Origin of the sequence: Marivita sp. (genome assembly GCF_051251565.1) — a bacterium.
Taxonomy (GTDB): Bacteria; Pseudomonadota; Alphaproteobacteria; order Rhodobacterales; family Rhodobacteraceae; genus Marivita.
This window is the reverse complement of record NZ_JBPOFB010000003.1, coordinates 212,891-236,365: the sequence shown is the minus strand read 5'-3', so window position 1 is coordinate 236,365 and position 23,475 is coordinate 212,891. Positions and strand designations below refer to the sequence as shown.

The following is a 23,475-nucleotide window of genomic DNA, read 5'->3' as shown; positions in this document are numbered from 1 at the left end:
CTTGGTACCCCTTGCAAACGTGGCGCCTCTCTTCACCTCTGTCCCCCGAGGAGACTGCCACATGACACGCCCCCATACCCCCAATCTTGATCGCGTTGCTGGTCCTGCCGATCTTCGCAAGATGGACGATGCCACGCTTAGGGCCGTCGCCGATGAGGTTCGTGCCGAAGTTGTGTCTGCCGTGTCGCAAACCGGCGGACATCTTGGGTCGAGCCTTGGTGTCGTCGAATTGTCGGTTGCCATCCACGCGGTGTTCAACACGCCGATGGACAAGCTGATCTGGGACGTGGGGCATCAATGCTACCCGCATAAGATTTTGACCGGACGCCGGGACCGGATGAACACGCTGCGCCAGAAAGACGGCCTTTCCGGGTTCACCAAACGAAGCGAATCCGAATACGATCCATTTGGCGCCGCGCACTCCTCCACCTCGATTTCTGCAGCGCTTGGCTTTGCAGTTGGCCGGGATATGGGCCGCCCCACCGGCGATGCAATTGCCGTGATTGGTGACGGGTCGATCAGCGCAGGCATGGCTTACGAGGCGATGAACAACGCAGGTCACGAAGGCCGCCGTTTGTTTGTCATCCTTAACGACAATGAAATGAGCATCGCCCCGCCCGTTGGCGCGATGTCATCTTACCTCAGCCGGATGTACGCCAATGAGCCGCTGGCCAAGGTCAAATCCCTTGCCGAAGGGTTCGAATCCGCCCTGCCCGCACCAATGCGTGAGGGTGCAAAACGCGCGCGCCAGCTTGTGACCGGGAACCTGCAAGGGTCGGGCACATTGTTCGAAGAACTTGGGTTTGAATATATTGGTCCGATCAACGGACACGACATGGGGCAGTTGCTTCCTGTTCTGCGCGCCGCGCGGGCGCGTGCGACCGGGCCTGTCCTGATCCATTGCTGCACCGTCAAAGGCAAGGGTTACGCCCATGCCGAAAACAGTGCCGATAAATATCACGGCGTGGCAAAGTTTGACGTGGAATCCGGGGCGCAGGCGAAATCCAAGCCGAATGCGCCCAGCTACACCAAGGTCTTCGGCGACACGCTCACTGACGAGGCGTCGCGCGATCCGAACATTGTTGGCATCACAGCCGCCATGCCGGGTGGCACCGGGATCGATATTCTGGCTGATCGCTTTCCTGCCCGCGTGTTTGACGTGGGCATTGCTGAACAGCACGCCGTGACCTTTGCGGCGGCGATGGCGGCGTCCGGGCTCAAGCCGTTCTGCGCGATCTACTCGACCTTCCTGCAACGTGGTTACGATCAGGTTGTGCACGACGTTGCGTTGCAAAATCTGCCCGTTCGCTTTGCCATCGACCGCGCCGGGCTTGTTGGGGCAGATGGCGCGACCCATGCTGGCGCGTTTGACGTTGGCTATCTCACGGCTTTGCCCAACATGACCGTCATGGCCGCTGCCGATGCGGCCGAGCTGATGCACATGGTTGCCACGGCGGTTGCACATGACAGCGGACCTATTGCATTCCGTTATCCGCGCGGTTCTGGCAATGGCGTGGAAATGCCCGAACGCGGCCAGGTTCTTGAAATCGGCAAAGGCCGCGTCTTGCAAGAGGGCAGCGATGTTGCCTTCCTCAGCTTTGGTGCGCATCTGGCAGAGGTCGAAGCGGCCACTCGCTTGCTCGAGAAAGACGGGGTCAGCGTCACTATTGCTGACGCTCGCTTTGCCAAGCCGTTGGACATTGATCTTATCAAACGACTGGCCATGACGCACACTGCCTTGGTGACGGTCGAACAGGGCGCACGTGGCGGGTTTGGCGCGATGGTTCTGCACGAACTGGCGGATCACGGCTTGTTGGACCGGGGGCTTAAAGTTCGTACGATGACCCTGCCTGATCGCTTTATCGATCAGGCTTCACCGGACGAAATGTACGCCGATGCCGGCCTGACCCGGTTTGATCTCTACAAGATCGCGGTGTCTCTTACGTCCAGTGATGGCAAGGTGGTTCCCCTCACGAAAGGTGCGTGAGGGTCACACCCAGTCCAGCGCGTCTTCAACAAGGCCCGTGACGCTGATTGTGAATTCAGACCCCTGCATCGTGTCCACCTGCGCTGCGTGATCATCAATGATGTCTTTGACCTCGACCACGGAGGCCATTGTCCCGTCAAAGGTCTGCATTGCCGCGTTGGCCACGGAGACGTTGTTCAATCCGTTGACCACTGCGAAATAGGCGCCGATCTCTGCCTTGGTTGCAAGGAACTGTGCGTCAGCGGCGCTTCCGGTTGCGGCCTTTGCGCCATCAAGCATCGCAAGAATGGATTCGGACCGTTCGATCGCGTCGCTGTCCAGAAGGTCGGTCCAGTAAGTAAATCCAATCGCGTCCGGGTCTCGCCCAAGGATGTTGGAATAAACAGCCGTAACGAAATCACCCGTACTGCTTGATCCGCCATAAAGGGCCTGGGTTTCGGGCTGCGAAAAGAACTCTCTGGCAATCTGGTTCATGGTCATGCCATCTGCCAGCGCTGACCCCCAGAACAATAGCCCTGTCGCATCCGGTGCGCGGTTGAAATACGCAACGTAAAGTTCTGAAAACGCCAGCATGTCGGCATCCGTCAAAGAGCTTACATTGGTGAACTTGTTCAGCTCAAACATCGTACCGTTGAAATCCAGCAGCTCGATGCTGTTGAGCGTATCTGTGCCATCGCCCCCGCTCCGGTCGGCAATCACGATTGTTCCGTCCGAGATGGTCAGCGCATAGTTCGAGATGTCATTCATATAAACGGCAGTGTCGATGCCGCCTTGACCCGACAGAATGTCATTGCCGCCTGACCCGGTGATCGTGTCGTTCTGATCTGTCCCGATAAGGTTTTCCGCAGTTGATGTCCCGACGAGCACAGCAACTGTGTCGGTCTGGACGTTTGCAGCGCTGGGCGTTGTATTGGTTTGCCCGACGATATCAGGTGTGGTTTGTCCACCGGTCATCGCAAAGTTTTGTGTCACCATGACGGAATAATATGTCCCGGTGTCATAAGTGAACGTCCCGGTTTGAATTCCGATCCCAACCACTTCGAGGTCGGGCATAAGGATATTCGCACGGTGACCGGCACTGTTCATCAACGCGATGTGCAGATCATACACGTCGTCAAACAGTCCAGAGTCACCGCGTTCGCTTTGCGCGGCGATGTTTTCGGCGGTGCGCCACGACCCAGACAGGTCAAACCCTTCAGCGGTCATGCGTTGGGTCGGCGTCGAATTACCAATCCCCGTGTGGCTGAAGATGTTTTCCTCCAGCATCCACGACGAATGCGCATCGGCAGATGCGTTCAAAACCTTATCGAGCACGAGTGCGTTCAAGCCACGGCTTGTGCGCTCCTCGTTCACGAGATCCAACATGTACCGTTCCAGATCACTGGCGGCAGTAGCAGCAGCAGACATCACGAACTCCCCAGTTCGAGCCCCACATAAATGTCTAGGGACAGACTAGGGCAAGAAACAGGAGCGAATGTGTTTAAAATTAGCTATTTTACGCCGGGTTTACGCAGGAAACAGCCAAATCTCCGAAGATTTGCGGCGCATATGTGTCAAGGTAAATGCGTAACCAGGGGGTGAAGCGACTTGGTTCGTTAATCACTTCCTGCATCAAATCGCCATACCGCACCCACCGAGTCGCCATGACTTCGTCGGGATTGAGCGCCAAAATTGGAGCGCGTTCAACCTCGGCCACAAAGATATCGACCACCTCATGTTCGATCAGGCCGCCACCGACATCTGCACGGTATTCAACGCGGTCCCGGTAATCGAGTGTCAGCCCGGTGATTCCCAGCTCTTCTTTCAATCGCCGGTTCGCACAATCAAGGCTGTTTTCTTTCCAGTTCGGATGGGTGCAACATGTATTCGCCCATAGCCCGGGGGTGTGATATTTTCCCATCGCGCGTCGCTGGATCAAGATCTCATCCCGACGCAGCACGAACACCGAAATCGCCTTGTGTTTCAGCCCCCGAATATGGGCATCGAGCTTTTCAACAGGTTCCAGCGTGTCACCACGCCACGCAGGGATAAGGGTCTGGGTCATACATGGGTCTCCCGTACCAGCCCCAAGAGGTGACGCGCATTCTTGAAGCCGATCTTCAGGTGCGCCAAGGGCCGGGCCTTGACGAGCTTTTTGTTCATATACGCTTCAAATGTCAGTTTTTGCACATCGACATCATGACACAGGGACACGAACCGTTCCCGGCGCGCATCGCTTTTGTAATAGGCGTCCTGCATCTGGCCAAGCACGCGGAACACGGTCTTGTGTTCCTTCATGAACAGTTTTCGGGCAAGCGCGAGGTCGGTGATGCGTCCTGATTTCAGGGTTGCGGCACAGGCGGTCGCAGCGACCCGGCCACAAACCATGGCATAATAGATGCCTTCGCCGCTGGAGGGCGCAACAACACCGGCCGCATCCCCTGCAAGCACCACATCACGGGCATTGTCCCAGAAGCGCAGCGGTTTGAGGGGAATCGGCGCGCCTTCTCTCCGCAGGGTTTCGCACTCTGTCAGACCGGCCGCCTCGCGCAGGGCAGCGGTCGCGTCTTTCAGGTTCACGCTTTGGATATACGTGCCCATCCCAACCGATGTCGTGCCGCCATGCGGGAACACCCAGCCATAGAAATCCGGGCTGATCGCGCCGTCATAGATCACGTCACAGCGCAGCGGGTCGTAGACATCGCTCTTTTCGGGGGCGGAGATGATCTCGTGATAGGCAAAGACCAAGGGCACCTTGTCACCACCGGGAATTTCGTCGCGGGCCACACGGGATTTGGCCCCGTCCGCGCCGATGATCAGTCGGGTTTCAAGCGACCGTTCTTCCCCGGTTTCCTTGTCGCGGTAGATCACCCGACGTTTCTTGGCGGGCTTGTCGCGGTCAATGCGCACGAATGTCCCGGTGAACCGTTCGGCCCCAGCCGCCTCGGCGCGGGCGCGCAGGAAAGGATCGAAATCTTTGCGATCGACCATCCCGACAAAGCCATTTTCGATTGGAATATCGACATGCCGTCCCGTCGGCGAGATCATCCGCGCGGTGTTCACCTTGGCGACAAGCTGGTCCTCGCCAATGTCGAAATCCTGCATCAAACGCGGAGGAATGGCCCCGCCACAAGGTTTGATCCGGCCCTCGCGGTCCAGAAGTGCAACCTTGTGCCCCGAGCGGGCAAGGTCTTCGGCAGCGGTTGCACCGGACGGGCCTCCGCCTACAACAACGACATCGTACATGGTCACTCTCCTGCGATCAGTTCGGCATGCGCCGGACGGCCTTCCATGATGCGCAACGCCATAAAGGCGGCGCACAGGAACAATCCGGCTTCAAAGACAAAGACGGCCCCAAAGGCCGGTGCGTCGGTGGTCATGGTGCGCATGATGTCTGCGGCAGCAGCCCCGGTCAGGCCGCCAAACCCGGCAGCAATCGCTTGCGCCGCGCCCCAAAGTCCCATGCGGGTGCCTTCGCGCTTTTCCCGACCTTCGCCAGCCAGCGCCATCATCGACCCAATGGCGGCCACGGCAAAGGTGCCGTTGAAGAACCCAAGGGCAAACACCGCAGGCAACAAGGTATCAGGCAGGGCATAGCCGCCCAGAATGGCAATCACGCACAGGCTTGCCGCCGAACCAAGACAGCCGCCAATCACCCAGTTGCGCAAACATCCAAAACGCAGCGCGGTTGCGGCGATCCCGACGGTCAGCATCCCCAGAAAGACGCCGCCATTCTGGATGCCGGACAGTGTGGTGCTTTCGCCGGGGGTAAAGCCAAAGACAAGACCGGCATAGGGCTCAAGGATCAGCTCTTGCATGAAGTAAGCGGTCATCGACAGGAATACGAAGATCGTGAACAGTCGTGCCTTGGGTTCGGCCCACACTTCTGCCAGACCTTCGCGGAAGGGCACAGGATCGGGTTCGGGTGCGGCTTCGACACCGCGTTCGATGCGCCAGGTGGCTAGAACGGTGATCGCCAGCGCGGCTAGCGCGACGCCGGTCACAACTTCGATCAGCACGGCAGGTGTGTAAGGATCAAGCAATTGACCTACGACACCAGCCGTCATGGCGATGCCGAAAATCATCATCAACCACGTGATCGTCGCAGCAGCAGCCCGGCGATGTGGTGCGGTCGCGGTGGCCAGAAGGGCCAGAACCGACGTGCCCGCAGCGCCAGCGCCCAGACCGATCAGCGCATAGGCGATCACGGACAAGGTCAGGCCAAAAGAATAGCTTGCTTCCATCTCGACCACACCAACTGCGGCAAGAACGCCCCCGGCGGCAAGAATAACCATGCCTCGCAGAATCCAGCGGGTGCGGTTGCCGCCCTTGTCAGACAGGAACCCCCAGTTTGGGCGGGTGATCTGAATGCCGTAATGCAGCGCAACCAAAAGCCCGGGAAGAACAGCGGGCAGGGCCAATTCGACAACCATCAACCGGTTTAGGGTCGATGTGGTCAGAACAACAATAGACCCAAGCGCCATTTGCACCAACCCTAGACGCACAATGGCAAGCCAACCCAGATGCATCAGATCACTCCTACCGCGCGCAGCGCAAAGGCTGACACCATCATGCCGGACACATACATCAGAACGCCGGTCGCGTTGTACCAAGGCGCCTTGGCCTTCGGGTCTTTGAGCATGACAGACATCGCCCAAAGCTGACCCAGCAACAGCATCAGAACGATGGCGGCATGTGTCGATTGCCCCCATTTTGCCAACGCAAGGATCACGAAAATCTGTGGGATGATCATGACCAAACAGGCCACCTTGGCCGCCTTTTCAGGACCAAGCGTGACGGGGAGGGAATTGACACCCATCTGGGCGTCGCCTTCCAAGGCTTTGAAATCATTCAGTGTCATGATGCCATGCGCGCCAATTCCGTACAGAAGCGCGATCAGGATGATCGGCCCCGATGGCAGCGTCTGACTGAGGACAGCAGCGCCTGTGAACCATGGCAGCGATTCATATGACAGCCCGACAAGCCCCGGACCAAACCACCCGGATCGCTTGAGCCGAATGGGTTCGACCGAATAGGCCCATGCCGCCAGCACGCCCACCACGGTGGCGATGAACCCCCAAGTTCCCAGTAGTGCGCCAAGCGCCAGGGAAAGCACTGACATCGCCAGCGCGATCCAAAGACCCCAGCGTCCGGGAATACGTCCCGAAGGGATGGGTCGGCCCGGTTCATTGATGGCATCGACATGTCGATCACACCAATCATTGGCGGCCTGGCTCATGCCACAGACAACGGGACCCGCAAGGATCACGCCGACAATCAACAGGCCAAGATGGTTGGAAATCGCCACACCAGAGGCAACGGCCCCGCACGCATAGGCCCACATCGGCGGGAACCACGTGACGGGTTTGATCAGCTCCAGCATTGCCGAAGGCGCAGGGTAGCGATCTTTGTGTAAACTTACGCTGACAGTCATGTGTCAACTAGACACGACAAATCGACTCACATCAAGCGAAACAGGCAGGACAAATTGTCATTTGAACGGACGCTTTGTCGCCGGGCAAACGGATCAATCGCCGTCGGCATCCTTATTGAGAAGCCCGTATTTTCGCAGCTTCACATAAAGGCTTTGACGCGACAGCCCCAACATCTCTGCAGCGGCCACACGGTTGTTGCGTGTCAGGCTGACAGCCGTTTCGATACACATCTTTTCGACAACATCGGTGGTCTCTGAAACGATCTCTTTCAATGTGGCGGACCCAACAAGCTCCATCACATTGCGGCTGGACTCTTCGCTCGTCTGAAGCGGCGCTTTGCGCATCGCATCCACACGGCTGATATCGCGGATCACAAAGCCCAGCGTGGGTTCGCTGCGATCCTCGAAATAGGTCACGGACATTTCGACAGGTGTTTTTGCGCCGAAATCGTTCAAGAGCTTGGTTGAATACATCCGCATCTGTCCGGTGCGGCGCGCGTTTTCCACCAGAACGCTCATGTCGATCTGACCGCGCCCCAAGAAATCTGCAAAACTGCGTCCACGCACATCAACCGCATGCGCCGCATCGACCAAATCTAGAAACGCATCGTTGCATGCCTCAATCGCCCCGGTCGCAGAGGTGAAAATGATCGCATCCGATCCTTTTTCAAAGACTGATGCCAGATTGGTGCTCAGGCTGTCGGTCCGTGCGCTGACTTCCTCGGTGGTGGACAAGCGGCAAATCAAAATACGCTCTCCGGCGGCACGAAACACCTGGGGGGCAATCATCACCCGTTGCCGTCCCCGACGCGATTGCACCTCAAGACCTGTATTGCTTTCCGAGATGGACGTATTGATCAGGGCTTCGGTGAATTCTTCTGGGCGCTTGTCGCGGAATTCCTGTGCAAAGCTGGCACCGATCAGATCATCGCGGGTTGAATGCAGCAAAGCCGCAGCCGGATCGTTTAGATCCTTGATCTTGCCGTCATTGACGGACACGAACACAATGCTGTCCCGCACGGTCCGCAAGAGCAGCCGGTAGCGCGAATCGAATTCGCGCCGCGCTTCATAGCCCTGCTCAAGCGACATCTGTGCCTGAACCAGCTGTTGCTGCGTTTCCGCGATGGGCCGCAGGTCACGCCCCAGCATGAGGAACGACCCGTCCGATCCAAACGGATGAAAGCTGTATCGGACTGGAAATTCCCAAACCGAATTGTCCGTATGATTAAGCTCGACAGACCGCGACGGCACTTCACCCTTCGCCATCGTTGCCATCACGGCCTCAACTTTTGGGCGGCTTTCGCGTGTCAGGAAATCGTCAAGAGGCCGGCTCTCCCAATGGTTCAGCTTGCCAAACGACGTTTCAATCGGATTGATCAGGACTGACAGAACCTTGCCTTCACGAGACACGACAAGTGCGATGTCGGATGCAACTGTAATGATGCTCGACAGGACTTCTGCGTCGATAAGCGGTACGGAGCCGCTGCTCCAGAAACTGGACCCAGTGGTGTTCATTGCCGTGTCAAAGACCTGCTTCTTGACTTGTTCTTTTCGCACAGCTTCAGGGCAACCTTCACATCGTTCGTAACGAGATCAACATCCGTCTTTTCTTTAACGCCATCCGAAAGGTTGAGTACAATTCCCCCCAGAACCAGCGGCGGGGGCGCTAAGACCCCGGTTCTAATGCGTTTAACCAACTTTGCGATTGATGCAAGCGCGTCGGGACGCGAGCCCGAAAACAGAACCATGTCGTAGCTTTCTTCCGACAGTGCGGTCAAAATCGTTTCATCCCGCGCGCCAAACAAGATGCGCACTGACGCGCCAGCCCGCCGCATTTGGGCGGTGGCAACATGCGGTCCCAAAGTGTGACTGTCATTCCCCTGCAAAAGCAAAAGAACATTCACGCCTTCCGCCACTTCCGAAGGTTTGGCGGCCCAGGGAAGCGCGAGCATTGTCAAAAGGCCCTGAAGCCGTGCGGTTGCGATGGTCACCTTTGCAAAGCCGATGACATCATCGCTCCACATGCGGCCCAATTCGCGCGCGGCTTGGGGGATGTAGATGTCGACTATCTGGTCCGAGGTGATCCGGCGGTCTTTCAGATCGTCCAGCAAGGCTTCGGAATCGAAGGCTCCGGGGTGCAAGGTGACCTCCAAAAGTTTCTGAACAACACTGCTTCGGATTGTTTGCGCGCCGTCTTCTCCCTTGTCGCTCAGGACAGAAAGGACCGTGGACGCCAAAGCAGAAATATCCAGCCGACTTTCTTCAGAAGACACGCGATCTTCGCTATGGTCGTTTGCCATGTCACACCCTCGCAACTGATACTGCATGACACCTGTCAAACATATCAGACACCTCTAGTCTCTGATTCTTGACCCAAAATGTCAAAGATAATTGACACTGAACGGCTTTAGGCCTCGCAATCAACGCCGTAAAGATAAAAAAATAGCGAATAACAAGCTATTTTCTCTGTATTTTCGAGAATCAGCGCGAGGTTTACAAAAACTGTCATGTCACCATTTCCAAGTGTAAGTTTTAGTTGACACTTGGCGGGGCCAGACGATACTTTTTAAACAACAAGAACGGAATCGTAGACATGGAACGACCGCAACACGCAGCTGGAAAATCAGCGTTCCTCTACACAGAGGAACAGCGCGCGCGCCGCGATAGCAGCATTTGGACCACCATTCAGGGGGTTCTTGCACCGATCCAGTTCCTTGTTTTTCTTGTCTCTTTGGCGCTTGTTTTCCGCTACCTCTGGACAGGTGTGGGCTATGATGCGGCGACTATCTCGATCCTGATCAAGACGGTTTTTCTTCTGACGATCATGGTGACCGGCGCGATCTGGGAAAAGGTTGTGTTCGGTCAATATCTCTTCGCGCCTGCCTTCTTCTGGGAGGATGTTTTCTCCTTCCTCGTGATTGCTCTGCACCTTGCTTATGTCTGGGCGCTTTGGACCGGCATGCTTGGCCAGAACCAGGAAATGTGGCTCGCACTGGCTGCCTATGCCGCCTACGTCATCAACGCTGGCCAATTCCTATGGAAACTTCGGGTCGCCCGTCTCGAGGCAAGCAAACCCCTTCTCACGGACGAGGCCACGGCATGACCGAACAATTCACCCCTCCGCCCGCGCGCGGTTGTTCCAATACGCCCGTTCTCAAGCAGCGCGGCCAGCATGAAGTGTTCTGTGGGTTGACAGGCATCATCTGGCTCCACCGCAAGATGCAGGATGCATTCTTTCTTGTTGTCGGAAGCCGCACTTGCGCGCATCTGCTGCAATCCGCGGCTGGCGTGATGATCTTTGCCGAACCGCGCTTTGCGACGGCGATCCTTGAGGAAACCGATCTGGCCGGTATGGCCGATGCCCAACAAGAGCTGGACCGGGTCGTTAGTGAGCTGTTGGAGCGTCGCCCCGACATCAAACAACTGTTTCTTGTCGGGTCCTGCCCGTCCGAGGTGATCAAGCTCGATCTTGCCAAGGCCGCCGAGCGCATGAGCGCGCAATTCGCGCCGAATGTCCGCGTGCTGAGCTATTCCGGTTCGGGGATCGAGACGACGTTCACCCAGGGCGAAGATGCCTGCCTTGCGGCGATGGTGCCTGTTCTGCCCGCAACGGACGCCCGCGAATTGCTGCTGGTCGGCGCGTTGCCCGATGTGGTCGAAGAACAGGCCGTTGGCCTTTTGGAAGCAATGGGCATTGGCCCGATCCGTGTGTTGCCCGCGTCGCGTGTGAATGACGAGTACGGGGTCGGTCCAAACACAGTTTACGCGCTGACACAGCCGTTCCTGACCGACACGCATGAAGCGTTGCAACGCCGTCACGCAAACCACATCGCAGCACCCTTCCCGTTTGGCGAAGAAGGCACAACCGCTTGGCTCCGCGCAATTGCCGATCAGTTCGGCGTGTCTGGTGCGAAATTTGCCGAAGTCACCGACGCACCCCGCGCCCGTGCCCGCAAGGCCGTTGCCCAAGCGTCCGAGGCGCTGCGCGGCAAGTCGGTGTTCTTTTTCCCGGACAGCCAGTTGGAAATCCCGCTGGCCCGCTTTCTCACCCGCGAATGTGGCATGAATGCCATCGAAGTCGGTGCGCCCTTCATACACAAAGCAGTCATGGCACCAGATCTTGATCTGCTGTCCGAAGGCCCAACTATCGCCGAAGGGCAAGACGTCGATAAGCAACTAGACCGCTGCCGCGAGGCGCGCCCTGACCTGACGGTCTGCGGCCTTGGCCTTGCCAACCCGCTGGAGGCCGAAGGCCTGACCACCAAATGGGCGATTGAGCTGGTCTTCACTCCGGTGCACTTCTACGAACAGGCGGGCGATCTTGCTGGTCTCTTCTCGCGCCCTGTGCGCCGCCGCAACCTCCTCAAGATGGAGGCGGCGGAATGAAACTCACCGTTTGGACATATGAAGGCCCGCCGCATGTTGGCGCGATGCGCGTTGCAACCGGCATGACCGGCCTGCATTACGTCTTGCACGCCCCGCAGGGCGACACCTATGCCGACCTGCTGTTTACCATGATTGAACGCCGCAACCACCGACCGCCCGTGACCTACACCACATTCCAAGCCCGCGATCTGGGTGCGGACACCGCGTATCTGTTCAAAGACGCCGCAATGGCTGCCTATGAGCGGTTCAAGCCCGAAGCGATGATTGTGGGTGCGTCCTGTACTGCCGAGCTGATTCAGGACGATCCCGGAGGCCTTGCCGAAACGCTTGGCCTGCCGATCCCGGCCATCCCGCTTGAATTGCCCAGCTATCAGCGCAAAGAAAACTTTGGCGCGGACGAAACGTTCTATCAGATCGTCAAAGCCCTCGCCAAGCCGATGGAAAAGACCGCGCGTGTCACCGCCAACCTGATCGGTCCCACCGCGCTCGGCTTTCGCCACCGCGACGACATCGTCGAAATGACCGGCCTCTTGATGGATATGGGGATCGAAGTGAATGTCGTGGCCCCGATGCCCGCGTCACCGTCGGATATCGCCAAGATGGGTCAGGCGCATTTTAACGTGCTGATGTACCCCGAAACCGCCGAAACCGCCGCCCGTTACATGGAGCGCGAGTTTGGTCAGCCTTACACCAAAGTGGTCCCAATCGGCGTTGGTGCGACCCGCGATTTCGTCAAAGAAGTGTCTCAAATCACAGGTATAGACCCTGTTCTCGATGACAGTTGCCTGCGGATGCCCTGGTATTCCGCCAGCGTTGACAGCACCTATCTGACCGGCAAGCGGGTGTTCCTGTTCGGCGACGGCACACACGTCGCTGCCTGCGCCCGGATTGCGCGGGATGAGATGGGTTTCGAAGTGGTCGGCATGGGCTGCTATAACCGCGAACAGGCCCGGATGCTGCGCGCCGCCGCCAAGGATTTTGGCGTTGAGGCTTTGATCACTGACGACTACCTCGAAGTCGAACGTTGGATTGAAGAACTGGCCCCCGAGATGATCCTCGGCACCCAGATGGAGCGCCATATCGGCAAGCGTCTGGGCATCCCTTGCGCGGTCATCTCGGCCCCCGTGCATGTTCAGGATTTCCCGGCGCGCTACAGCCCGCAAATGGGGATCGAAGGCGCGAACGTGATCTTCGACACTTGGGTGCATCCGCTTGTCATGGGTCTGGAAGAGCACCTGCTGACCATGTTCCGCGAAGATTTCGAATTCCATGACGATGCCGGTCCCAGCCACCATGGCCACAAGGCCAAGCTGCGCGAGATGGGGATCAACGAACCATCGCAACCAGAGACAAACACGCCTGAACCCATGCACACGCACACAGGTCCGGTTGAAATCGTCTGGCTGCCCGCTGCCGAAAAAGAATTGAAGAAAATCCCGTTCTTTGTCCGCGGCAAGGCCAAGCGCAACACCGAAACCTTTGCGACAGAACGTGGCGTGCAGGAAATCAGTGTCGACACCCTTTACGAAGCGAAAGCCCATTATGCGCGATAGTTTCAACGAAGCCCGGGCGTATAACATCGCCATCATCACGCTGGACAGCCATGCGGCTGGCCCCGTGGCGCGGGCATCGTTGAACCTTGCCAAAGACTTTCCCGGCCTGAACGTGTCTGTGCACGCCGCCGCCGAATGGGCCGAAACACCCGAGGCTCTGATCGAGACGAAACAGGCCATCGCCGACGCGGATATGGTCGTCGCCAATTTGCTGTTCCTCGAAGAACACATCAAGCCGATCCTGGGTGATCTGCATGCTGTGCGCGACAAGGTTGATGGCATGATCGGCGTGATTGCCGATGCAGAAATCATCAAGCTGACCAAGCTCGGCAAGCTCGACATGAGCAAGCCCGCCTCTGGTCTGATGAAGCTGCTCAAGTCGCTCAAGCCCAAAGCAAAAGACTCTGAAGTCGAAAAGGGCGAAAAGCGGATGCAGCAACTGCGCCGCCTGCCCAAAATGCTCAAGCTGATCCCGGGCAAGGCACAGGATTTGCGGTCGTGGTTCCTTGTCATGCAGTATTGGCTGGGTGGCTCAGACGATAACATCGAAGCGATGGTGCGCTATCTTCTGGGCAAATATGCCAAGGGCCGTGAAGAATGGCTTGGTGCAGTTGCCGACGCGCCCATCGAATACCCGGATGTGGCTCTGTATCACCCTGATTTGCCGCAGCGTATCACCACAGACATCGCCGATCTGCCCCGGCCGGCAAAGGTCAAGGCAACCATCGGCCTGCTGATGATGCGGTCTTACGTGTTGGCCAATGACACTGCGCATTATGACGGCGTCATCCGCGCGTTCGAGGCCAAAGGCTTGGCCGTCGTTCCCGCCTTCGCTGGTGGTCTTGATGGCCGCCCCGCGATTGCCGAATTCTTCCGCAAAGAAGGCCGCACGACGATAGACGCGATGGTGTCTCTGACCGGGTTCAGCCTTGTAGGTGGTCCGGCCTACAATGACAGCAACGCGGCTGTCAGCGTTCTGACTGATCTTGATGTCCCTTATATCGCTGCACATCCGCTGGAATTTCAAACGCTGGGCCAGTGGGCCAATGGCGAACAGGGTCTTGGCCCAATCGAAACCACCATGTTGATCGCGCTACCAGAGCTTGATGGTGCAACTTGCCCAACGGTGTTTGGTGGGCGTCACAGCCCCGAAGGCTGCAACGGCTGCCATTTCCAATGCCCCTGCGATACCCAGACCAAGGCAATGGCCCCTTGCCGCGAACGCATCGACAGCCTTGCTGAAAAAGCGCTGCGTCAGGCGACCCTGCGCCGCAAACAGAACGCCGAAAAGAACGTCGGGATCGTTCTGTTCGGCTTTCCGCCCAATGCCGGGGCAGTGGGCACAGCCGCCTATCTGAGCGTGTTCGAGTCGCTTTTCAACACGCTGCACGCGATGAAGGCCGAAGGGTACGATCTTGAAGTACCGGAAAGTGTCGCCGCGCTGCGCGCCACGGTTCTCGAAGGCAATGCCAAGCAGTACGGTCAAGAGGCCAACGTCGCCGCCCATGTGAGCGCGGATGATATTGTGCGCAATACACCGCCGCTCAAGGCGATTGAGGCGGTTTGGGGTCCGGCACCGGGCAAAATCCAATCCGATGGCCGGGGAGTGTTCGTTCTTGGTGCGCAGCTCGGCAAGGTGTTTGTCGGCGTGCAGCCCACTTTCGGCTACGAAGGCGACCCGATGCGCCTTTTGTTCGAACGCGGCTTTGCCCCGACCCATGCCTTTGTTCAGTTCTACATGTGGATGCGCAACACGTTCATAGCGGACGTTGTCCTGCATTTCGGAATGCACGGCGCATTGGAATTCATGCCCGGCAAACAGGCCGGTCTGGGCGCACGCGACTGGCCGGATCGCCTCATCGGTGAAATGCCGAACGTGTATCTTTATGCCTCTAACAACCCGTCCGAAGCCGCGTTGGCCAAGCGGCGCTCTGGTGCCGTAACGGTTACGCACCTGACACCGCCCTTGGCGCAATCGGGTCTGTATAAGGGTCTGCAAGAGCTGAAAGACAGCCTAACGCGTTGGCGCTCTCTTCGTCCCGCAGATCACGAACGCGCCGACTTAGAGACGCTTATTGTTGAACAGGCCGAAGCGGTGGATATGGATGGCAGCGCGCCTGATACGCTCTGGCTCAAGCTGCTTGAGACCGAAGACGCGCTGATCCCGGATGGCCTGCACATTGTTGGCAAGACGTTTAGCGATGATGCTCGTGCCGAGTATCTTAAACTGATTGACGCGGCGGATGACGCAACCAAGGCCAAGGTCGATCACCTGCTCCAACAGGAAACCGAACTTGCCGGTCTGATCCGCGCGCTGGACGGACGGTTCACGCCGCCCGTTCCGGGTGGCGACCTGATCCGCTCTGCCGATGTGCTGCCCACGGGCCGCAACATCCATGCGTTCGATCCGTTCCGGATGCCGACCGAATACGCCTGCCGCGACGGCGCACGTCAGGCGCAGCTTTTGCTGGAAACCCACAAGACACTTCCGCGCACCGTGGCGCTTGTGCTTTGGGGATCGGATAACATCAAATCTGACGGCGCACCGCTGGCACAGGCCCTTGCACTGATCGGCGCAAAGCCGCGCTTTGACAGCTTTGGCCGTTTGTCAGGCGCAGACCTGATCCCGCTTGAGGAACTCGGTCGCCCCCGGATTGACGTGGTGATGACACTGTCCGGCATCTTCCGCGATCTTTTGCCGTTGCAAACCCGCATGTTGGCCGAAGCCGCAAAGAAAGCGGCTGAAGCGGACGAGCCTTTGGAGATGAACTTCATCCGCGCCCATGCGTGGGTCTATGCGCAAGAAAACGGAGTTGACCTCGAAACTGCGGCCTTGCGCGTCTTCTCGAATGCCGAAGGGGCCTATGGATCGAACGTAAACGCATTGGTCGACAGCTCTGCCTTCGGTGACGAAGACGAACTGGCCGACGCTTACGAGGCGCGCAAATCCTTTGCGTATGGCGTGAACGGCAAAGCCTCTGCCAACCACGCATTGCTGCAAGAGACGCTGAAAACCGTTGATGTGGCTTATCAGAATCTCGAATCGGTCGAACTGGGCGTGACCACGGTGGATCACTATTTTGACACGCTGGGGGGTATTTCCCGCGCTGTCAAACGCGCCCGCGGCGGTCAAGAGGCGGCGATCTACATCTCCGACACGACGCGCGGTAATGGCAAGGTCCGCACCTTGCAGGATCAGGTCGCACTGGAAACCCGGTCGCGCAGCCTCAACCCAAAATGGTTTGAAGGGATGCTCAAGCACGGCGCCGAAGGCGTTCGTCAGATCGAAGCGCAGGTCACCAACACGATGGGGTGGTCCGCCACCACCGGTAAGGTAGAGCCATGGGTCTACCAGCGACTGAGCGAGACCTTTGTCCTCGACGAAGAGATGCGCGCGCGGCTGGCCGATCTGAACCCGACCGCATCGAGCCGCATGGCGAACCGCCTGCTCGAAGCACATGACCGCAACTACTGGCATCCCGACGCCGAAACTCTGGCCGCATTGCAAGATGCAGCCGACGCTCTGGAAGATCGCCTTGAGGGGATCGCCGCAGAATGAACGCCAAAATGTATAACCGGAGGCCCAAATGAGCCCACTTGACGCAAAAAGCCCGCCCGCCGCCCGTGCAGCCCTACGCGAAGCCGCTGGCCTCGAAGCGCGCGGCGTCACCTCACCCCCAATCCTGAAGGGGCAGGATGGCGACGGGTCTGTTCAGGTGCATCAGGATGGCAGTGCCAAGATTGAAGGCGCACAGGTGTTTGCGGTCTATGGCAAGGGCGGCATCGGCAAATCGACCACCTCGTCGAACCTGTCGGCGGCGTTCTCCAAGCTCGGCAAGCGTGTTTTGCAGATCGGGTGTGACCCAAAGCATGACAGCACATTCACCCTCACAGGCAAATTGCAGCCCACGGTCATCGACATCCTCAAGGACGTTGATTTCCACGCCGAAGAACTGCGCCCCGAGGATTTCGTGGCAGAAGGCTTTAACGGTGTGAAATGCATCGAAGCGGGCGGTCCGCCTGCGGGCACAGGTTGTGGCGGCTATGTGGTTGGCCAGACCGTGAAACTGCTCAAGCAGCATCACCTGTTGGAAGACACGGATATCGTTCTGTTTGACGTATTGGGCGACGTCGTCTGCGGTGGCTTTGCAGCACCCCTGCAACACGCGGATCGCGCGGTGATCGTCACCGCCAACGACTTTGACAGCATCTACGCCATGAACCGTATTATCGCGGCCGTTCAGGCGAAATCGGTGAACTACAAGGTGCGGCTCGCCGGCTGTGTGGCGAACCGGTCCAAGGACACGAACGAAGTGGATCGCTACTGCGACACCGTTGGGTTCAAGCGCCTTGCACATATGCCGGATTACGATGCCATCCGCCGTTCGCGGCTCAAGAAAAAGACGCTCTTCGAAATGCCTGACGAAGAAGACATCGTCTTGGCGCGCAAAGAATATATCCGCCTTGCCGAGACCTTGTTGAAAGGCACCGAAGGCATGGCGCCAAAGCCGCTGGAAGACCGCGACATCTTTGAGCTTTTGGGATTCGATTGATGACCTATGAAGCCACACGCGACCGGGTTGAACATTATTTCGATCGCACCGCCACCAAGGTGTGGGAGCGTCTGACGTCTGACGCGCCAGTCAGCCGTATTCGTGAAACCGTGCGCAAAGGCCGGGACCAGATGCGCGACAAACTGTTGTCGGCGCTGCCTTCCGACCTGCATGGAGTGCGGGTTCTGGATGCCGGCTGCGGTGCCGGTCAGATGACGCATGAACTGGCGCTGCGCGGGGCCGAGGTTGTGGCCGTCGATATCTCTCCGTCCCTGGTCAAGATTGCGCAGGACCGTTTGCCGCAAAACCTGCAACATAAGGTGTCGTTCTCCAGTGGGGATATGCTCTCTGCTGACCTGGGCGCGTTTGACCACGTCATCGCTATGGACAGCCTGATCTACTATACCGAACCCGACATCCGCCGCGCGCTGGACACGCTGGGTCAACGTACCAGCGGATCTGTGGCGTTCACTGTCGCTCCGCGCACACCGCTTTTGATGGGAATGTGGTACGCTGGCAAGGTGTTCCCCAAGTCCGACCGCTCGCCAACGATGATCCCGCATGGCCCGCAGCGCTTGTCACAAAAAGTCTCTGACATTGGGCAACTGACTGATCTGGGCCGGGTGAATTCCGGGTTCTACATCAGTCAGGCCTTGGAGTTCCGTGCATGATCGTAAGCCGCAATCAGGTGAAGTCTTTGGGCATGAGGATGCTGCCGTTTTCGGACGCGGCCTCTGACGATTTGCCCTTGGCCCAACTATTGCGGCTGGCATTGTTCCAGGTGTCTGTCGGCATGGCGGGTGTCATGCTGTTGGGCACGTTGAATCGTGTCATGATCGTAGAGCTGTCGGTCCCGGCCACGTTGGTCGCCTTTATGGTGGCGCTGCCAGTCCTGATCGCCCCGTTCCGCGCACTCCTTGGCTTCAAGTCGGACAATCACCGCTCGGCCATCGGCTGGAAGCGTGTTCCCTATCTTTGGTTCGGCACGCTTTGGCAGTTTGGTGGCTTGGCTGTCATGCCCGCCTGCCTTTTGGTGCTGGGCGGCGATGTTACCCACGACGTGCCATTCGCTGGCGAAGTGCTGGCTGCGCTTGCCTTTATCATGACCGGCTTTGGCATGCATATGACCCAGACTGCCGGTCTTGCGCTTGCTGCGGATCGGGCCACCGACGAAACCCGCCCGCGCGTCGTGTCGCTGCTTTACGTCATGTATCTGGTGGGCATGGGCGTGTCGGCCATTGTGATCGGCTTCCTGCTTCGGGATTTCTCGGGCGTGCTGCTGATCAGTGTCGTGCAGGGCTGCGCAGTGGTGACACTGGTGCTCAACGTGATCGCGCTTTGGAAGCAAGAACGCGTCAAGCCTATGTCAAAAAAAGACCGCGAAGCGCCGCAACCGTCGTTCAAAGACGCTTGGGCCGACCTGACCGCCGGTGGCACCGCAGGGCGGCTGCTTGCAGTGGTATTCTTGGGTACAATGGCGTTCAACATGCAGGACGTGCTGCTTGAACCCTATGGCGGTGAAATCCTGGGGCTGTCTGTGTCGTCGACCACGCTTTTGACCGCGACATGGGCGCTTGGGGCGCTGATCGGATTTGGCATTGCCGCGCGTGTTCTGGCCAAGGGTGGAAACACCTACCGCATGGCGTCTGTCGGTTTGCTTGCGGGCGTTGCCGCCTTCAGCATCGTGATCTTTGCCGCGCCGATGAATTCAACGTTTCTCTTCTTTCTGGGCGCTGGCCTGATCGGGTTTGGCGGCGGCTACTTTGCCATCTCGACCCTGACCGCAGCCATGACGCTGCCCGCCGAAGGCTTGGCCGGGCGCGGGCTTGCGCTGGGCGCATGGGGCGCGGCGCAAGCCACGGCTGCGGGTCTGTCGACCCTGATCGGAGGCGCAACCCGCGACGGTGTGAACATGCTCGCCATGGCGGGAAGCTGGGGCGACGCACTCGCGTCGCCCGCCACCGGTTACTCCGTCGTTTACCATCTCGAAATCGCGCTTCTGTTTGCGACGCTCATCGTCTTGGGCCGTCTCGTTAGCCAAAACAGAAGCACACTTATCATCAACCGCAAACCGACAGGGCTGGGCCTTGCCGATTTCCCAACCTAACCAAGGCCCATCAAGGAGCACTAAAGATGACCGAAGACTATATCCTTGGAAACCTCGACCTTGCGAGCATTTCGCTCTGGTTGTTTTTCATTTTCTTTGTTGGACTCGTGATCTGGATTCAGCGCGAGAACCAGCGTGAAGGCTATCCGCTTCTTGATGAAGACGGCAGCCAGGCAGACGCGGGAAGCGTGTTCCCGAACCCGTCGGACAAGACATTCCTGCTGCCGCATGGCCGTGGCGAATACACCGTGCCATCGGGCCAGACACCCGAGCGCACCGACATTGACGCGAAACTGACGCGCCAATTTGACAGCGGCGGCTTCCCCTTCGATCCGGTAGGTAACCCGCTGGCAGATGGTGTTGGCCCCGGAAGCTGGGCACCGCGCCGTGATGAGCCGGAACTGGACGGCCACGGTCATCCCAAGATCATCCCGATGTCGGGCAGCGATCACTTCCGTGTTTCAGCGGGTCGTGACCCGCGCGGTTTGCCGGTTGTGGCGGGCGATGGGGCCATCGTTGGCAAGATCACCGATATGTGGATCGACGAGCCGGAACAGATGGTGCGCTATCTCGAACTGGAACTGGATGCAGAATATGGCAGCGGATCGCGGCTTGTTCCGATCACGTTCACCCGCATCTGGGGCAACCGCGTAAAAATCCGGTCGATCTTTGGCGAACACTTTGCCGGTGTTCCGACACTCGCATCATCGCAGCAGATCACCAAGCTCGAAGAAGAGAAGGTCAGCGCCTACTACGGCGGCGGGACGCTCTATGCGAGCCAGGATCGTCTCGAACCGCAACTCTAAACGGACAAGAAACCAACGGCCGCAGCCACGGCTTTAGGAAAGGGAACCCACGATGCCACATGATGATTTTCAGGTCGAACCTGTCAAAGGTCTGCCAGAGACACCTCCCGAGGGAGAGGTGATCCTCTGGCAGGGCAAACCAGACTGGTGGGCCTTGTCCAAGGAATCGCTGAACCTTCTTTGGGTTGCTGGATACTTTGTGTTCCTTGCCGCCTGGCGGTTCGTCACCGTGATGGATCTGATGCCTTTGGGCCAGGCGATCTGGGCGTCGGTTCCCTTCTTGTTTCTTGGGGCCATTGTTCTGGTTCTGTTGCTTGGCATCGCCTTTGCTCAGGCCCATTACACGGTCTACACCATCACCAATCGCCGCGTTGCCATGCGGATCGGTGCGGCGCTGACCGTGACCCTGAACTTGCCCTACACACAGATCGGTGCGGCCAACCTTGACTTGCGCAAGGGCGGAACCGGCACCATCGCGTTTGACCTGCTGGGCGACACCCGGATCAGCTATCTTGTCTGCTGGCCGCATGTGCGCCCATGGCGGATTTCCCCGACACAGCCCGCGCTGCGCTGTATCCCGGATGCCGAACGTATCGCCGCGATGGTCTCCGAAGCCGCAGAGGCTCGCGTTTCAACCCCGCAGGTTCAGCGCGCAAGCGCAATCCATTCGGCCGTGGCCGCAGAATAGGGAGCACAGACAATGCAAACGCAAGCCGTCGACAAAGCCCGTATTCACGCCACCGAACGCGAATTGGTGCCACGCCTTTTTGTCCGCGCCATGTTCGGAATGGTGATGATTTGCCTGATCATGGTAAGCGCCTATCGCTGGATGGATGGCCCGGTGCAATACACCGCACCTGAATCTCCTATCGTGATCGAAAAAATTCTGTACCTTGAAGGAGCTATGAGCGGCGCCGCCAAGGTCTATGCTGAAGACCGTAGCCTGGTCGCCAGCTATTCGCCGGAAGAGGGTGGGTTCCTCTCGGGCATGTGGCGCGTCCTGCAACGGGAGCGCACCAAGGCACGTGTTGATCTGGATGGTCCGGTGATCATCCGTGCGCGTGAAAATAACCGTCTTGAGATCTTTGATCCCAGCACGGGATGGGGGGCCGACCTTATGGGGTTCGGCGCTGACAACTCGGCCGCTTTCGCCAGGCTGCTGAACTAACCGAAAGGGAATCGGACAATGGGTCTGTTGACAAAAGATATTGAAAGGGCGCCGTGCACGGTGGAAATCAGCCACTGTTTCGAGAGCCTTCATGCACATGTGCGCTTTAACAATGGCGCGGTGATTTATCCCGGCGACGAAGTAAAGGTGCAGGGACCAGAGATCATGGCTGCTTTCGGAGAAGTGGTTTCCGAAGACCGCGAAGCCATCATCTACCGCGCCTCCAAGCTGGAACAGCTTTGGACCCGCCTCACCGGCGATTTCGAAGTGATGGAGCTTTGCGAGTTTTCATTCTCTGAGGAGGTGACGCTATGAACGTGCGCGCTACACACACCGCCGACGCGACAACCGTCGAGGAAAGCCTTGCCATTCAGGAAGCAAATGCAAAGTTCGACAGCGTTGCTGCCACCGAGGTGGCGATGCAGAACACGCTTCTGACACCGCGCTTCTATACCACCGATTTTGATGAGCTTGACGCGATCAATGTCGATGGCATCCGCGAAGAATGGGACCAGTTGATTGACCAGATGGTCGCCGATCCCAACAAGGGCCACTTCAAGAAGAACGAAGACTGGGATCATGTCGATTGGGAGAACATGGAGCCGGTGCTTAAGAAAGAGTTTCTGGATTTCCTGATCTCAAGCTGCACCGCCGAGTTTTCAGGCTGTGTCCTTTACAAGGAAATGAAACGGCGAGGCAACAACAAGGACATCACCCAGCTGTTCCAGCTCATGGCCCGCGACGAGGCCCGCCATGCCGGGTTCATCAACGATGCGCTGCGCGAAGCCGGTGTTGCGGTGAACCTTGGGTTCCTGACGCAGAAGAAGAAATACACCTATTTTCGCCCCAAGTTCATTTACTACGCCACGTATCTGTCGGAAAAGATCGGCTATGCGCGCTACATCACGATCTTCCGCCATTTGCAGGAACATCCCGAGCATCGCTTCCACCCGATCTTCAAGTGGTTCGAAGAATGGTGCAATGACGAGTTCAGCCATGGCGAAGCGTTCGCGCTATTGATGAAGACGGATCCAAAGCTCACCCAAGGCAAGAACGTGCTCTGGATCAAGTTCTTCCTGACGGCTGTCTACGCGACCATGTATGTCCGCGATCACCAGCGCCCCGCGTTCCACAAGGCACTTGGCGTTGACCCGGATTGGTACGCACATGAAGTGTTCACCAAGACGTCTAAGCTGACACAGCAGATCTTCCCGATCACGCTGGATATTGAACACCCACGCTGGCAGCCGACCTTGGAACGCCTACAGCGCGCCAATGTGCAGATTGCCCAAGCCAAAGCGCAAGGTGGTTTGGGCGGCAAGCTCAAGGAATGGGCTGGCTCTGCCAAGGCGGCGATGTGTTTCGTGTCGCTCTATACCATCCCGGCGCACAAACATGAGGTGCCCAAGAACACCCGCATGGTGCCTGCTTATTAAAGCGGTTTCGCCGCCTGACGGCGGCGACCGCGTGGGGGGCCAGCCCCCCACACCCCCCGGCGATAT

20 protein-coding genes are annotated in these 23,475 nt (G+C 58.2%); 13 read left to right on the top strand and 7 right to left on the bottom strand.

The annotated features are described in order from the left end of the window. Window positions 1-61 precede the first annotated feature (61 nt). Complete coding sequence (dxs, locus tag ACSHXH_RS05820; RefSeq protein WP_435670833.1) at window positions 62-1,987, top strand: 1-deoxy-D-xylulose-5-phosphate synthase; 1,926 nt, start codon at window positions 62-64, stop codon at window positions 1,985-1,987. 3 nt (window positions 1,988-1,990) lie between these two features. Here dxs and ACSHXH_RS05815 read toward each other — a convergent pair whose 3' ends face one another. The 7 genes from ACSHXH_RS05815 to ACSHXH_RS05785 all read right to left on the bottom strand — a co-directional run bounded on the left by ACSHXH_RS05815 (window position 1,991) and on the right by ACSHXH_RS05785 (window position 9,700). Then, window positions 1,991-3,394, bottom strand: coding sequence for a DUF4214 domain-containing protein (locus tag ACSHXH_RS05815; RefSeq protein ID WP_435670832.1), 1,404 nt, complete (start codon window positions 3,392-3,394; stop codon window positions 1,991-1,993). Window positions 3,395-3,482: 88 nt separating this feature from the next. Beyond that, window positions 3,483-4,031: an isopentenyl-diphosphate Delta-isomerase gene (gene idi, locus ACSHXH_RS05810; protein ID WP_435670831.1), complete on the bottom strand. Its 549-nt coding sequence runs from the start codon at window positions 4,029-4,031 to the stop codon at window positions 3,483-3,485. Then, window positions 4,028-5,212 (bottom strand): geranylgeranyl diphosphate reductase, encoded by a 1,185-nt coding sequence (locus ACSHXH_RS05805; RefSeq protein WP_435670830.1) that lies wholly within the window; start codon window positions 5,210-5,212, stop codon window positions 4,028-4,030. The genes idi and ACSHXH_RS05805 overlap by 4 nt, the downstream gene beginning before the upstream one ends. Window positions 5,213-5,214: 2 nt before the next feature. After that, window positions 5,215-6,495 carry a BCD family MFS transporter gene (locus ACSHXH_RS05800; protein WP_435670829.1) on the bottom strand — a complete coding sequence of 427 codons (1,281 nt, stop codon included), beginning with the start codon at window positions 6,493-6,495 and terminating at the stop codon, window positions 5,215-5,217. Continuing rightward, window positions 6,495-7,400: a chlorophyll synthase ChlG gene (chlG, locus tag ACSHXH_RS05795; protein ID WP_435670828.1), complete on the bottom strand. Its 906-nt coding sequence runs from the start codon at window positions 7,398-7,400 to the stop codon at window positions 6,495-6,497. The genes ACSHXH_RS05800 and chlG overlap by 1 nt, the downstream gene beginning before the upstream one ends. A 93-nt stretch (window positions 7,401-7,493) precedes the next feature. Then, a complete protein-coding gene (ppsR, locus tag ACSHXH_RS05790) occupies window positions 7,494-8,915 on the bottom strand; it encodes a transcriptional regulator PpsR (RefSeq protein WP_435670827.1) in 1,422 nt (473 codons plus the stop codon). Further along, a complete protein-coding gene (locus ACSHXH_RS05785) occupies window positions 8,912-9,700 on the bottom strand; it encodes a cobalamin B12-binding domain-containing protein (protein ID WP_435670826.1) in 789 nt (262 codons plus the stop codon). The genes ppsR and ACSHXH_RS05785 overlap by 4 nt, the downstream gene beginning before the upstream one ends. A gap of 293 nt (window positions 9,701-9,993) precedes the next feature. On the opposite strand from ACSHXH_RS05785, the gene bchF reads away from it, so the two are divergent. The 12 genes from bchF to acsF are packed head-to-tail and all read left to right on the top strand — an operon-like array spanning window position 9,994 to window position 23,409. After that, on the top strand, window positions 9,994-10,503 hold the full coding sequence (bchF, locus tag ACSHXH_RS05780) for a 2-vinyl bacteriochlorophyllide hydratase (protein ID WP_435670825.1): 510 nt from the start codon (window positions 9,994-9,996) through the stop codon (window positions 10,501-10,503). After that, window positions 10,500-11,786 carry a ferredoxin:protochlorophyllide reductase (ATP-dependent) subunit N gene (locus tag ACSHXH_RS05775; RefSeq protein ID WP_435670824.1) on the top strand — a complete coding sequence of 429 codons (1,287 nt, stop codon included), beginning with the start codon at window positions 10,500-10,502 and terminating at the stop codon, window positions 11,784-11,786. Before bchF ends, ACSHXH_RS05775 begins: the two co-directional genes overlap by 4 nt. Then, window positions 11,783-13,339: a ferredoxin:protochlorophyllide reductase (ATP-dependent) subunit B gene (gene bchB, locus ACSHXH_RS05770; protein WP_435670823.1), complete on the top strand. Its 1,557-nt coding sequence runs from the start codon at window positions 11,783-11,785 to the stop codon at window positions 13,337-13,339. Before ACSHXH_RS05775 ends, bchB begins: the two co-directional genes overlap by 4 nt. Beyond that, window positions 13,329-16,898, top strand: a complete 3,570-nt coding sequence (locus tag ACSHXH_RS05765) for a magnesium chelatase subunit H (RefSeq protein WP_435670822.1) — start codon at window positions 13,329-13,331, stop codon at window positions 16,896-16,898. Before bchB ends, ACSHXH_RS05765 begins: the two co-directional genes overlap by 11 nt. A gap of 28 nt (window positions 16,899-16,926) precedes the next feature. Then, window positions 16,927-17,892 (top strand): ferredoxin:protochlorophyllide reductase (ATP-dependent) iron-sulfur ATP-binding protein, encoded by a 966-nt coding sequence (gene bchL / locus ACSHXH_RS05760; RefSeq protein WP_435670821.1) that lies wholly within the window; start codon window positions 16,927-16,929, stop codon window positions 17,890-17,892. Further along, window positions 17,892-18,563, top strand: coding sequence for a magnesium protoporphyrin IX methyltransferase (gene bchM, locus ACSHXH_RS05755; protein WP_435670820.1), 672 nt, complete (start codon window positions 17,892-17,894; stop codon window positions 18,561-18,563). Before bchL ends, bchM begins: the two co-directional genes overlap by 1 nt. After that, a complete protein-coding gene (locus tag ACSHXH_RS05750; protein WP_435670819.1) occupies window positions 18,560-19,999 on the top strand; it encodes a PucC family protein in 1,440 nt (479 codons plus the stop codon). Before bchM ends, ACSHXH_RS05750 begins: the two co-directional genes overlap by 4 nt. A gap of 26 nt (window positions 20,000-20,025) precedes the next feature. Next, on the top strand, window positions 20,026-20,805 hold the full coding sequence (puhA, locus tag ACSHXH_RS05745) for a photosynthetic reaction center subunit H (RefSeq protein ID WP_435670818.1): 780 nt from the start codon (window positions 20,026-20,028) through the stop codon (window positions 20,803-20,805). Window positions 20,806-20,857: 52 nt separating this feature from the next. Then, on the top strand, window positions 20,858-21,493 hold the full coding sequence (gene puhB, locus ACSHXH_RS05740; protein ID WP_435670817.1) for a photosynthetic complex putative assembly protein PuhB: 636 nt from the start codon (window positions 20,858-20,860) through the stop codon (window positions 21,491-21,493). A 12-nt stretch (window positions 21,494-21,505) separates the two neighbouring features. Continuing rightward, a complete protein-coding gene (gene puhC / locus ACSHXH_RS05735) occupies window positions 21,506-21,973 on the top strand; it encodes a photosynthetic complex assembly protein PuhC (protein ID WP_435670816.1) in 468 nt (155 codons plus the stop codon). A gap of 18 nt (window positions 21,974-21,991) precedes the next feature. Beyond that, window positions 21,992-22,288, top strand: a complete 297-nt coding sequence (locus ACSHXH_RS05730) for a hypothetical protein (RefSeq protein WP_435670815.1) — start codon at window positions 21,992-21,994, stop codon at window positions 22,286-22,288. Further along, window positions 22,285-23,409: a magnesium-protoporphyrin IX monomethyl ester (oxidative) cyclase gene (acsF, locus tag ACSHXH_RS05725; protein WP_435670814.1), complete on the top strand. Its 1,125-nt coding sequence runs from the start codon at window positions 22,285-22,287 to the stop codon at window positions 23,407-23,409. The genes ACSHXH_RS05730 and acsF overlap by 4 nt, the downstream gene beginning before the upstream one ends. Window positions 23,410-23,475 lie beyond the last annotated feature (66 nt).

What these genes read in the sequence shown, in the direction of transcription:
- dxs (WP_435670833.1), top strand. Translation starts at nt 62, where the DNA reads ATGACACGCCCCCATACCCCCAATCTTGATCGCGTTGCTGGTCCTGCC.
- ACSHXH_RS05815 (WP_435670832.1), bottom strand. Translation starts at nt 3,394, where the DNA reads ATGTCTGCTGCTGCTACTGCCGCCAGTGATCTGGAACGGTACATGTTG.
- idi (WP_435670831.1), bottom strand. Translation starts at nt 4,031, where the DNA reads ATGACCCAGACCCTTATCCCTGCGTGGCGTGGTGACACGCTGGAACCT.
- ACSHXH_RS05805 (WP_435670830.1), bottom strand. Translation starts at nt 5,212, where the DNA reads ATGTACGATGTCGTTGTTGTAGGCGGAGGCCCGTCCGGTGCAACCGCT.
- ACSHXH_RS05800 (WP_435670829.1), bottom strand. Translation starts at nt 6,495, where the DNA reads ATGCATCTGGGTTGGCTTGCCATTGTGCGTCTAGGGTTGGTGCAAATG.
- chlG (WP_435670828.1), bottom strand. Translation starts at nt 7,400, where the DNA reads ATGACTGTCAGCGTAAGTTTACACAAAGATCGCTACCCTGCGCCTTCG.
- ppsR (WP_435670827.1), bottom strand. Translation starts at nt 8,915, where the DNA reads ATGAACACCACTGGGTCCAGTTTCTGGAGCAGCGGCTCCGTACCGCTT.
- ACSHXH_RS05785 (WP_435670826.1), bottom strand. Translation starts at nt 9,700, where the DNA reads ATGGCAAACGACCATAGCGAAGATCGCGTGTCTTCTGAAGAAAGTCGG.
- bchF (WP_435670825.1), top strand. Translation starts at nt 9,994, where the DNA reads ATGGAACGACCGCAACACGCAGCTGGAAAATCAGCGTTCCTCTACACA.
- ACSHXH_RS05775 (WP_435670824.1), top strand. Translation starts at nt 10,500, where the DNA reads ATGACCGAACAATTCACCCCTCCGCCCGCGCGCGGTTGTTCCAATACG.
- bchB (WP_435670823.1), top strand. Translation starts at nt 11,783, where the DNA reads ATGAAACTCACCGTTTGGACATATGAAGGCCCGCCGCATGTTGGCGCG.
- ACSHXH_RS05765 (WP_435670822.1), top strand. Translation starts at nt 13,329, where the DNA reads ATGCGCGATAGTTTCAACGAAGCCCGGGCGTATAACATCGCCATCATC.
- bchL (WP_435670821.1), top strand. Translation starts at nt 16,927, where the DNA reads ATGAGCCCACTTGACGCAAAAAGCCCGCCCGCCGCCCGTGCAGCCCTA.
- bchM (WP_435670820.1), top strand. Translation starts at nt 17,892, where the DNA reads ATGACCTATGAAGCCACACGCGACCGGGTTGAACATTATTTCGATCGC.
- ACSHXH_RS05750 (WP_435670819.1), top strand. Translation starts at nt 18,560, where the DNA reads ATGATCGTAAGCCGCAATCAGGTGAAGTCTTTGGGCATGAGGATGCTG.
- puhA (WP_435670818.1), top strand. Translation starts at nt 20,026, where the DNA reads ATGACCGAAGACTATATCCTTGGAAACCTCGACCTTGCGAGCATTTCG.
- puhB (WP_435670817.1), top strand. Translation starts at nt 20,858, where the DNA reads ATGCCACATGATGATTTTCAGGTCGAACCTGTCAAAGGTCTGCCAGAG.
- puhC (WP_435670816.1), top strand. Translation starts at nt 21,506, where the DNA reads ATGCAAACGCAAGCCGTCGACAAAGCCCGTATTCACGCCACCGAACGC.
- ACSHXH_RS05730 (WP_435670815.1), top strand. Translation starts at nt 21,992, where the DNA reads ATGGGTCTGTTGACAAAAGATATTGAAAGGGCGCCGTGCACGGTGGAA.
- acsF (WP_435670814.1), top strand. Translation starts at nt 22,285, where the DNA reads ATGAACGTGCGCGCTACACACACCGCCGACGCGACAACCGTCGAGGAA.